12 protein-coding genes are annotated in these 10,058 nt (G+C 55.5%); 4 read left to right on the top strand and 8 right to left on the bottom strand.

Features of this window, described 5'->3' with window-relative positions:
- Positions 1-271: 271 nt before the first annotated feature.
- Entirely contained in the window at positions 272-1,444 is a 1,173-nt protein-coding gene (gene nasR, locus HP459_RS17600; protein WP_155025924.1) for a nitrate regulatory protein NasR, read from the bottom strand.
- A 73-nt stretch (positions 1,445-1,517) separates the two neighbouring features.
- Here nasR and HP459_RS17595 point away from each other — a divergent pair, with 73 nt between their 5' ends.
- From HP459_RS17595 to HP459_RS17585, 3 genes are all read left to right on the top strand, one after another.
- Positions 1,518-1,871: a DsrE/DsrF/TusD sulfur relay family protein gene (locus HP459_RS17595; RefSeq protein ID WP_023300288.1), complete on the top strand. Its 354-nt coding sequence runs from the start codon at positions 1,518-1,520 to the stop codon at positions 1,869-1,871.
- A 106-nt stretch (positions 1,872-1,977) separates the two neighbouring features.
- Positions 1,978-3,762 carry a methyl-accepting chemotaxis protein gene (locus HP459_RS17590; RefSeq protein WP_063146350.1) on the top strand — a complete coding sequence of 595 codons (1,785 nt, stop codon included), beginning with the start codon at positions 1,978-1,980 and terminating at the stop codon, positions 3,760-3,762.
- A 196-nt stretch (positions 3,763-3,958) separates the two neighbouring features.
- Positions 3,959-4,198 carry a hypothetical protein gene (locus tag HP459_RS17585; RefSeq protein ID WP_015570352.1) on the top strand — a complete coding sequence of 80 codons (240 nt, stop codon included), beginning with the start codon at positions 3,959-3,961 and terminating at the stop codon, positions 4,196-4,198.
- A gap of 30 nt (positions 4,199-4,228) precedes the next feature.
- Here HP459_RS17585 and HP459_RS17580 read toward each other — a convergent pair whose 3' ends face one another.
- Both HP459_RS17580 and chaB read right to left on the bottom strand, forming a co-directional pair.
- Complete coding sequence (locus HP459_RS17580; RefSeq protein WP_017384255.1) at positions 4,229-4,924, bottom strand: gamma-glutamylcyclotransferase; 696 nt, start codon at positions 4,922-4,924, stop codon at positions 4,229-4,231.
- 177 nt (positions 4,925-5,101) lie between these two features.
- The gene (chaB, locus tag HP459_RS17575) at positions 5,102-5,332 is read right to left on the bottom strand and encodes a putative cation transport regulator ChaB (RefSeq protein ID WP_003856674.1); all 231 of its coding nucleotides are present in this window, start codon (positions 5,330-5,332) and stop codon (positions 5,102-5,104) included.
- A 268-nt stretch (positions 5,333-5,600) separates the two neighbouring features.
- Between chaB and chaA the strand changes: the two genes are divergently transcribed.
- Complete coding sequence (chaA, locus tag HP459_RS17570; RefSeq protein WP_171936553.1) at positions 5,601-6,701, top strand: sodium-potassium/proton antiporter ChaA; 1,101 nt, start codon at positions 5,601-5,603, stop codon at positions 6,699-6,701.
- Positions 6,702-6,806: 105 nt separating this feature from the next.
- Here the strand turns inward: chaA and kdsA are convergent, their stop codons facing one another.
- From kdsA to HP459_RS17545, 5 genes are all read right to left on the bottom strand, one after another.
- Positions 6,807-7,661, bottom strand: a complete 855-nt coding sequence (kdsA, locus tag HP459_RS17565) for a 3-deoxy-8-phosphooctulonate synthase (protein WP_022648375.1) — start codon at positions 7,659-7,661, stop codon at positions 6,807-6,809.
- 36 nt (positions 7,662-7,697) lie between these two features.
- Positions 7,698-8,507, bottom strand: a complete 810-nt coding sequence (sirB1, locus tag HP459_RS17560; protein ID WP_022648376.1) for an invasion regulator SirB1 — start codon at positions 8,505-8,507, stop codon at positions 7,698-7,700.
- A 3-nt stretch (positions 8,508-8,510) separates the two neighbouring features.
- Entirely contained in the window at positions 8,511-8,903 is a 393-nt protein-coding gene (gene sirB2 / locus HP459_RS17555) for an invasion regulator SirB2 (RefSeq protein WP_171936552.1), read from the bottom strand.
- Positions 8,900-9,730 (bottom strand): peptide chain release factor N(5)-glutamine methyltransferase, encoded by an 831-nt coding sequence (gene prmC, locus HP459_RS17550; protein ID WP_058677190.1) that lies wholly within the window; start codon positions 9,728-9,730, stop codon positions 8,900-8,902. Before prmC ends, sirB2 begins: the two co-directional genes overlap by 4 nt.
- Positions 9,730-10,058, bottom strand: a 329-nt coding sequence (locus HP459_RS17545) for a peptide chain release factor-like protein (RefSeq protein ID WP_301540997.1), incomplete at its 5' end; no start/stop codon positions are given. The genes HP459_RS17545 and prmC, both read right to left, overlap by 1 nt.

Genomic DNA, 10,058 nt, shown 5'->3' with positions numbered 1-10,058 from the left:
AGCATGCTGGCCTGCAATAAACGCCGTCTCGACAAATCCGCCATAATTGCTCCTGAAAAAAGGCAAAAAAAAGCGCCCGACGGTGCTGAAGCACCGCTGGACGCCTTTATCCCGAAGACGTATGCACCGCCGTTGGCGCATCGTCAAAAATAGTTAATCTGTTAATGCAAAGGTGATGCCAGCTTTTTAACCCCGGCGTTACGGGGTTTTTGCAATGAGAGCGCTCTTTTACGCACCTCAATCAGGCATTAAATGCCCACTGACTGTGCAACTACTCCCCAGGGGGTATCTTCCACAGATTTTTTACCGTAAGGAGCGCACGGGCGATATCCACCATGCGTTGGTTTTTATCCATCGCCATTTTGCGCAGGGATGTCCACGCCTGCTCCTCGCTCATGTTCTGATGCGTCATTAGCACGCTTTTGGCTTTGTCGATGGTCTTGCGCTCCTCCAGCGTGTCGCGCAGGGAAGCAAGCTGACGGGAGAGTTGCTCAATTTCACGCGCCTGCTGGCGCACCAGCGGCAGCAGTGGTCTATCCGGAAATCGCGCCAGGATATCGTCGTACTCATCGTCTACGTGCAGGTTTTCGCTATAGCGACGCTCCTCAACTGCCGTCATCAGATCGGCAATGGCCACCTCCTCCAGCGTGCGCAGATGCTCAAGGCGCGCGGTTTGCAGGGCAAACCATTTGAGGGCGGTATCGCCATTATCTGCCGGAGGCTGGCGGGTGCACGCTTCACGCCTGAGTTTTTCAGTCTCCAGACCCGGCTGACAGTTGAGGGTAAACGTCTCCTGCACGTCTGGAGTGCAATGGGAGATAAAAACCTCAAAGCAGGCCTGCTGGCCATCAATGCGATCCACCAGCCGCTGGCGAGTTTCATCGTCAAAGAATCCCTGGGTGAAACCAATAGCCCCTAACGCCCGCTCTTGTCCCACAAGTTCTTTGCCCTGCATCAGGCTGTAAAGGGCCACAAATCGGCCCGCGATGTGCGGATCGTCAATGCTGTCGCTGAGTTGAGGTACGATATTGAGCAGATGACGCAGTATGCGGCTGTAGTGTTCCATCGCCTGCGGCGCGGTGACGCGTTGACCTGTAACGCCATCACGCAGCACCGTCAGCGTTTCAAGGCCGTGCAGTGCGCTGGCGATACGTTCGCAGAGGGCGCTGCCCGGCAGCGGTTCGCTAAACAGGAGGTGCAATGCAGCAAGGTTTTCATCCACCAAAGCCCTGCTGGCCTTGCATTCAGGCCCGTACAATTTACCCTGCGAGCAGAGCCAGACATTTGACGCACCGCGTTCGCACTGTAGCATATGCACCAGTCGACTGATGCCGTTCACCAGTGCGCCCAGCTGCGCTAATCTGCCGAGCTGTTCCTCCCGCAGCATTCTTGCACGCTGGAACCATTCGGTCGCGCCAGGCGAACTGCCAGCCACTATCGTCATCGTTTCTCTCTCCGATACATATTCTTCGGTATGAGAAGCAATATTCGTGCCTTTTCAAAGAACAGGAGTCAACATGCAGAAGATTGTGATCGTCGCCAACGGTGCGGCCTACGGCAGTGAATCCCTTTTTAACAGTCTGCGCCTGGCAATCGCGCTGCGCGATAAGGAGAGTGAGCTGGAGCTGCGCCTCTTTTTGATGTCCGATGCCGTCACGGCCGCGCTGAAGGGGCAGAAACCCGCTGAGGGCTACAACATACAACACATGCTGGAGATCCTGACCGCGCAAAACGTTCCGGTCAAGCTGTGCAAAACCTGTACCGACGGTCGCGGCATTACCGGGCTGCCCCTGATTGATGGCGTGGAAATTGGCACGCTGGTTGAACTGGCTGAATGGACTCTTACCGCTGATAAAGTATTAACTTTTTAATAATAAATCGCTAAAAATATTATTTTCTTATGGACGCGGTTTCAGCATCAAGTTTACCTGCGCCATTGCCGATAGGCATGGAAACAACACAGCAGGTATTACACTTATGTTCAGATCCATTCGCGCCCGCATCATTGCGGCGACGACAGGCTGTATGGTCGTCGCCCTTCTTCTTAATACCATTATCAACTTTCAGGTCACGCGCCAGGATAATCAGCAGTCGCAGCGCGATATACTGACCAGCACCAGCGCCAGCCACAATATGGCGATTGCCGACTGGGTCAAAAGCAAAATGACGGTGATTGCCTCCGCGCAGAGTATCGCGCTGGCTGACGATCCGGTTCCGGTGTTTAAGCAATTAGCCCAGGCAGGCGGCTTCACCAACGTCTACGCAGGCTACGCCAGCAAGACGGCGAAATTCTCCGATCCTGCGGGGGTCCCGGCGGATTATGACCCAACCATTCGTCCCTGGTATCAGCAGGTGGTGAGCACGGATGGCCCGGTTGTGACCGCGCCCTACGTTGATGCCGGGACCGGGAAGCTGGTGGTGACGTTTGCAGTACCGGTGAAGGAGAATGGTACTCTGATAGCGGTGGTAGCGGGCGATGTCGCCATGGATAGCGTGGTGGCGAACGTGCGCGGGATCCACCCAACGCCTGCCAGCAGCGGGTTACTCCTGAACAGCGACGGCACGGTTATTGCCGCCAACGAGCCAACCCTGACGCTGAAGCCGTTTACCGGGACGATCAAAGGCATCGACCTTACGGCGCTGAAGAGCGGTAATCCGGTCGACGGGACGCTCAATGATGAGGAAAAAACCTTTATCGCCTCAGCCGTGCCGGGCACGAACTGGCTGCTGGTCGTCGCCCTCGACAGCAGCGACGCCACCTCCGGCATGCGTTCCTTGCTGAAAGCGTCGGCAATCTCGCTGGTGATTCTGGCGCTTCTGAGCGGCGCCATTGTCCACCTCCTGATAGCCCGCCTGCTTAAGCGCCTGTCCGACATTCGCGACGCGATGCACAGCATTGCCAACGGCACCAACGATCTGTCCCAGCGTCTGCCGGATAGCGGCGATGACGAAGTGGCGCAAATTGCGCAGGCGTTCAACGCCTTCAGCAATAAGCTCTCGGTGGTGATGGTCCAGCTTCGCGACGCCAGCGCCTCAGTGAAAAACGCCGCGCAGGAGATTGCGGCAGGCAATCAGGATCTCTCCGGACGAACCGAGCAGGCCGCGTCCAGCCTGCGTGAGACCGCCAGCGCCGTGGAAGAGATAACCGCCTCCGTTACCCAGTCGAATGAATCGGCCGAAGAAGCCAACGACCAGGCCAGTAAGGCCTCTGCGGCCGCAGCGCGCGGCGGCGAAGTAGTCTCGCAGGCAATCAGCACCATGCAGTCCATCGAAGTGGCTTCTGCAAAGATTGGCGATATCACCAGCGTGATTGACGGCATCGCCTTCCAGACCAACATTCTGGCGCTTAACGCCTCCGTCGAAGCGGCTCGTGCCGGTGAGCAGGGCCGTGGGTTCGCGGTCGTTGCGGGGGAAGTGCGTAATCTGGCCAGCCGCAGCGCTCAGGCGGCGAAAGAGATAAAATCCCTTATTGACTCCACTACCGAAAGCGTTGCAACCGGCTCCCGGTTTGTGCACCTTGCGGGCGACAGCATGGATGAGATCCGCGCCAGCGTCGGGAGCGTGTCTGGCATTATGCGTGAAATATCTATTGCCACCCGCGAGCAGATGAAAGGGATCCATGAAATTAACCACGCGGTGACTCACCTGGATCGCATGGTGCAGCAGAACGCTGAACTCGTTGTACAGTCTGCTGCTGCGGCCAGCGCGCTGCAAAGCCAGGCGGGCGACCTTGCTGAGACCGCTGGCCATTTCCGCATATAATTTTTCCCGGACGCGCGTTAAGCAGGGAAAACGCGCGTCCGCTGAAAGGTTTCAGGGATTTTGTCATTTTTGTTTAATCGTTGCGCCATTTTTTGATCGAAATCAGCATCACCCACCTTCCCCTTTGGTGTTATGCAATGAGTAAATTGTGAACAACATCACGCTCGGGATGGGCAAAAACGACGGGGTATAAAAAATGGCACGAGTTAAAACGAGTCTGAAACTGTTTGGCGGGGATACGGTAGTGGTGCGTTGCTCAGAACGTTGCCGCATCCATCTGATGAGTACAAAAGGGCAAAAGCAATCGCAGGCAGATATCCTTACCGTCCAGGATGATAAGGCCTGGCTGACGGTGCCTTACACCGGCACCTGGGATGTGCTGATCGACAGCCACAGCCAGTCGCTCGAACATTCCGTAAGTTACGTGGCAGCATAACCATAAACGCCCGGCCAGCCGGGCGTATTATCAGGCAAAACCCGGGCGGAGCGTATTGCTGAGCGGGTTCCCTTCCAGCAGCGCTTTAACCTTCACCACCAGCTCACTCAGACAGTCGTCCTGCATACCGAGACGCGTCAGCTCCTGATCGAGCGAGAAAAGGTACTGGGCATTAGTGCCCAGCGGTCCACTGGCGGCGGCAATCAGCGGGGCAATCACCTGGGTTCGGGTGTCGGCTTCATACAGCGGGTGGCGCGGATCCATAATGAACACCAGCGCGTTGACGGTGCGGCCGTCGTCCAGTTCCAGCTTGCACCAGCTGGGCATATAGCAGCCGGTGATCATCTCGCGCTTCCACAGCAGCGTGAGCTCATCTTCCAGCGTGGTATCCGGCAGCCGGTATGCCACGCCCGTGGTGCGCCCGCCCTCTTTTAGTGCAAGCATACGTCCAGGCTGACAGGCGCTGCCGCGTCCGGCGGTCAGGCGCAAACAGAAGGCGCGGTGCCAGCCAGGCAGCGTTCCGGTTGCCGATTCAACAAACTCGAGCGCCGGGTTCCACATCAGCGAGCCGTAACCAAAAATCCAGACCGGGCCATCATCCGGGCGGCAGGCCAGCGTTGCCGCAAGCGACGCCGCACGTTGTTCAGCCGACCACAGAAGCGATTCCTCAATAGCACCAAATGCCGTCTTACAATCTGCCTTCATCAAGAAATCACGCGTTAACACATTCCACCTCCGCCACTGCATGCTTCCTTGCGACATCTTTAATGCGCCTTCCCGGCATTCTGTGCTGTTCATTTTAACAGCAGTTGAGCAACGATAAGCAATTCGCGGGCCAGATGCAATACAGCGGCAGTTCAACCGCCTGAAATGTCAAAATGGAGGCAGCGTATTATTCGGCAGCTATTTCTTTTTGTGCCATTTGTCATCATCCCCTTTCTCATAGTCATTTTTTACGGCGGCCCAGGCCACTTTATGCGCCGTCTCTTCACGGCTGGCATCGTCCCGGCGATCTTCTTTATCTTTGTACTGATCCCAGGCGCTGTTAAAGGCTTCTTTGTAGATATCCTGAGCGTGGGCAGGCAGTACGTTTTGCACGTTATCCGGTAATTCGCTTTTCGATTTGTATGGCATCGTTAACCTCTCTTTTGGCTAAAAGATAAGTGTGGACGACGATACGCCAGGGTGCCAGCCGACAGCAAGAAATGAACTAATTAAGAGCGCAAGGCGTTGTTATTAAATTAATATTTTGTGTAAATAAGGTATTATAAGCTTCAGGAAGAAAATTCCCATTAAAGGGTAAAATTAAGTAAAAAATACAGGGTATTTAACCGTTTTCTGTTAATTTAACACCCTCAAAATCTATCTATAATTACAAGCACCTGCACTGTTGGAGAAACACATGACAGCAACACACGAGGCGGTAAAGACCCGCCACAAGGAGACCTCTCTCATTTTCCCGGTTCTGGCACTGGCTGTGCTGCTCTTCTGGGGAAGCAGTCAGTCATTGCCAGTGGTTGTGGGGATCAATATTCTGGCTCTGGTGGGTATTTTAACCAGTGCATTTAGCGTGGTACGCCATGCGGATGTTTTAGCCCACCGTCTTGGAGAGCCGTATGGGTCATTAATTTTAAGCCTTTCGGTTGTGATTCTTGAGGTCAGTCTAATTTCCGCATTAATGGCCACCGGCGACGCCGCACCAACGTTAATGCGCGATACGCTCTACTCCATCATTATGATTGTTACCGGCGGCCTGGTCGGTTTTTCGCTTTTATTAGGTGGCCGCAAATTTGCCACCCAGTACATGAACCTTTTTGGCATTAAACAGTATCTGATCGCCCTATTCCCGCTGGCGATTATCGTGCTGGTATTCCCGATGGCATTGCCGGGCGCAAACTTCACCACCGGCCAGGCGCTGCTGGTGGCGCTGATTTCCGCGGCAATGTACGGCGTGTTCTTGCTGATCCAGACCAAAACGCACCAGAGCCTGTTTGTTTACGAGCATGAAGACGACGGCGACGATGATGACCCGCATCACGGTAAGCCGTCGGCCCACAGCAGCACGTGGCACACGGTTTGGCTGATCGTGCATCTGATTGCGGTAATTGCGGTCACCAAGATGAATGCGAACCCGCTGGAGGCGCTGTTAACTGAACTGAACGCGCCGGTCGCCTTTACCGGTTTCCTGGTAGCCCTGTTGATCCTGTCGCCAGAAGGCCTGGGAGCGCTGAAAGCGGTGCTCAATAATCAGGTGCAGCGTGCGATGAATCTGTTCTTTGGCTCCGTTCTGGCGACCATATCCCTTACCGTTCCGGTGGTAACGCTTATTGCCTTTATGACGGGGAATGAATTGCAGTTTGCGCTGGGTGCCCCAGAGATGATTGTGATGGTAGCTTCATTGCTGCTGTGTCAGATTTCCTTCTCAACCGGTCGCACCAATGTGCTGAACGGCGCGGCGCATATGGCGCTGTTTATTGCGTATCTGATGACGATATTTGCGTAATTTTTTTGCCGGGTGCGCTGCGCTTACCCGGCCTACGAAACCCGTAGGCCCGCGCAAGCGTAGCGCCGCCGGGCAAAGAAAAACCCGCCGAAGCGGGTTTTTTTATTAGTTGCTGGTATCCAGCTCGTCGAAGCTCTTCACCAGATCGTCAATCGCTTTAATCTGTTTCAGGAATGGCTCCAGCTTATCCAGCGGCAGCGCAGATGGACCGTCGCATTTTGCGTTAACCGGATCCGGGTGCGCTTCAATGAACAGACCCGCCAGGCCGGTTGCCATACCGGCGCGCGCCAGTTCGGTCACTTGCGCACGACGCCCGCCAGAGGCGGCGCCAAACGGGTCGCGACATTGCAGGGAGTGGGTCACGTCGAAAATCACCGGAGACTGGTTAGAGACGTTCTTCATTACGCTGAAGCCCAGCATATCCACAACCAGGTTGTCATAACCGAAGTTTGAACCACGGTCGCACAGGATCACCTGGTCGTTACCACCTTCGATAAACTTATCGACGATGTTACCCATCTGGCCAGGGCTCACGAACTGCGGTTTTTTCACGTTAATCACGGCACCGGTTTTCGCCATCGCTTCTACCAGGTCAGTCTGGCGCGCCAGGAACGCCGGAAGCTGAATCACGTCTACCACATCAGCCACGGGCTGTGCCTGAGACGCTTCGTGCACGTCGGTGATCACTTTCACGCCAAACGTCTGTTTCAGCTCCTGGAAAATCTTCATCCCCTCTTCCAGGCCCGGGCCACGGTAGGAGTGAATGGAGGAGCGGTTGGCTTTGTCAAAAGAGGCTTTAAACACGTACGGGATGCCCAGCTTTTGGGTCACGGTCACGTAGTGTTCGCAGATGCGCATAGCGAGATCGCGGGATTCCAGAACGTTCATACCGCCAAACAGCACGAACGGCAGGTCGTTTGCCACGTTGATATCACCAATGCTAACCACTTTTTGTTTCATAGGATCGCCTTATTCAGGTGTGAATCGGAATTAAGATTAATGCAGTGTAATGTGTTTATGCGCGATCGCGTTGATCTGCGCGCGAATCATTTCGCTGATCGGGTCTTCCGGACATTGCTCGACGAAATAATTCAAATCATTCAGCGCCACGTGCTCGCAGTCGAGCTGCGCATAAATCAGGCCGCGGTCGCGGATTTCGTACGGATCTTCCGGATTGAACTGCAACAGCACTTCGCTTGCGCGCAGGGCCAGCTCCATCTGACGCTCTTCCATCAGCGCAGACTTCAGCGTATCCAACAGCTTGCGGATCACTTCGGCGTTATCGGCTTCATCAAGATCTTCATTGAACAGCTCCGCTATCGGGCTGATGTTGCCTTTCAGCCAGACGTCCAGCGTATGCTCATCCAGCGTGTCCCCGTTAAACGGATTGATTAACCACATCTCACCGTCCAGCCACTCCGCCCGCAAAATCATCTGCGTCGGAAAAATGACCGGCACCAGTGGAATATCCAGTCGGTGCGCAACCCACAGTAAAATGGCGCCCAACGCGACGGCGCTACCCTGTCGATTTTTCAGCACCTGGTCCAGCCACAGTGCGTCAGACAGGCGATACACGCCTCGCGTGTCGCAGAAACCCCATTCGCCGTAGAAAAGCTCAATCAGCTTCTCTAATTGCCAGTCTTGCGGACGTGCCTGATTGATCTCTTCGCGCGCCAGGCTGACCAGATTCTCCAGTTCAGCGTAAACGTACTGTGATGTGAAATCGTCGCGGATCATCTCTGAAATCAGGATCATACCATCGCATAGCGGCACTTTGTTAAATTCGAAATCGGCTAAGGACCTCATGACTTACCCCAGTAACGGTATTCTTGTGGTGGCGAGTTTAATGATGATGTACAGCACCACCAGACCCAGCAGAAAGGCGATAAACCCTGTCTGCTGGCTGCGCGGACGATGACGCCCAAGCGCGATAAAACCCAAAACGATGTAGATGATAACGCCAAACAGCTTTTCAGTCAGCCATAGGCCTTTATCAGTAAATGGCAGATAGTCGGTCTTCCACATTAACCCGGCTCCGGAAAGGAACAGCACTGTGTCGATACCGTGTGGGGCGATACGTACCCAGCGGGCGTTAATCAGCGGATTATTGCTGTAGCGCCACCAGTAGCGGACAATGAAAAAGCCGATGGTCATAGCAACGGAAACCAGGTGAACGGAGATCAGCAGCGTAAACAGGCTCATGACCACTGCCCCAGCGTCAGACGTTCATTGCCGCCGTAATCCCGGCAGGTTTCCACGGCGGCGTATCCGGCACGCGTAAACAGCGCTCGCACCGCCTCTCCCTGCGTCCACCCATGTTCCACCAGCAGCCAGCCACCGGGAAGCAAATGTTTCCGTGACGTTGTCACAATGTGATCGAGATCCGCAAGTCCCTGATTCGCAGCGACCAGCGCGGTCAACGGTTCAAAACGCACGTCGCCCTGCGCGAGATGCGGATCGTCTTCGTCGATGTAGGGCGGATTGCTGACAATCATTTCGAACATGCGGTTTTCAAGCGCGGCAAACCAGCTGCTTTGCAGAACGGAAACATTGTTCAGCCTCAGCCGTTCAACGTTGCGCCGCGCAAGGGCGACCGCATCAGGCATCACGTCTACCGCCATCACGGTACAGTCCGGCCGCTCGCTGGCAAGCGCCAGCGCAATCGCACCGGTGCCGGTACCGAGATCGAGGATCTGACACGACTGCGCCGGTAACCGCGCCAGCGCCTGCTCCACCAGACACTCGGTGTCCGGGCGCGGGATCAGCGTCGCCGCTGAGACATACAGCGGAAGTGACCAGAACTCGCGCTCGCCAACCAGATGCGCCACCGGCTCGCCGGTTTTACGGCGGGCGAGCAGTGCCCCCAGCTGCGATAGCTGTTCAGCTGTAAGTTCGGTTTCGCCGAAAGCCAGCAGATACGTGCGGGCTTTACCCGTCACATGCTCAAGCAGAATTTCGGCGTCCCGCTTCGGGCTTTCACTTTCTGAAAGTTCACGGGCCGCCTCACGTAACCAGCGCTGAAAATCCATTAATCCTGCTCGGACAGCGCCGCCAGCTGGTCGGCCTGGTATTCCTGCACGATAGGCTCAATCAGCATATCGAGCTTGCCTTCCATTGCCTCATCCAGACGGTAGAGCGTCAGGTTGATGCGGTGGTCGGTTACGCGCCCCTGCGGGAAGTTATAGGTGCGGTTACGATCGCTACGGTCGCCGCTGCCCAGCAGGTTACGGCGGGTAGAGGCTTCCGCCTGCTGGCGTTTCGCCATTTCCGCCGCGTGGATACGGGCACCCAGCACGGATAAAGCCTTAGCTTTGTTCTTGTGCTGGGATCGCTCGTCCTGACACTCAACCACAATCC

This window comes from Enterobacter sp. CM29 (assembly GCF_013179605.1).
GTDB classification, from domain to species: domain Bacteria; phylum Pseudomonadota; class Gammaproteobacteria; order Enterobacterales; family Enterobacteriaceae; genus Enterobacter; species Enterobacter intestinihominis.
The sequence above is the reverse complement of the archived record's forward strand: the minus strand, read 5'-3'. Positions and strand labels throughout refer to the sequence as shown.

Coding starts and splice junctions, on each gene's coding strand:
- nasR (WP_155025924.1), bottom strand. CDS start 1,444: ATGACGATAGTGGCTGGCAGTTCGCCTGGCGCGACCGAATGGTTCCAG.
- HP459_RS17595 (WP_023300288.1), top strand. CDS start 1,518: ATGCAGAAGATTGTGATCGTCGCCAACGGTGCGGCCTACGGCAGTGAA.
- HP459_RS17590 (WP_063146350.1), top strand. CDS start 1,978: ATGTTCAGATCCATTCGCGCCCGCATCATTGCGGCGACGACAGGCTGT.
- HP459_RS17585 (WP_015570352.1), top strand. CDS start 3,959: ATGGCACGAGTTAAAACGAGTCTGAAACTGTTTGGCGGGGATACGGTA.
- chaB (WP_003856674.1), bottom strand. CDS start 5,332: ATGCCATACAAATCGAAAAGCGAATTACCGGATAACGTGCAAAACGTA.
- chaA (WP_171936553.1), top strand. CDS start 5,601: ATGACAGCAACACACGAGGCGGTAAAGACCCGCCACAAGGAGACCTCT.
- kdsA (WP_022648375.1), bottom strand. CDS start 7,661: ATGAAACAAAAAGTGGTTAGCATTGGTGATATCAACGTGGCAAACGAC.
- sirB1 (WP_022648376.1), bottom strand. CDS start 8,507: ATGAGGTCCTTAGCCGATTTCGAATTTAACAAAGTGCCGCTATGCGAT.
- sirB2 (WP_171936552.1), bottom strand. CDS start 8,903: ATGAGCCTGTTTACGCTGCTGATCTCCGTTCACCTGGTTTCCGTTGCT.
- prmC (WP_058677190.1), bottom strand. CDS start 9,730: ATGGATTTTCAGCGCTGGTTACGTGAGGCGGCCCGTGAACTTTCAGAA.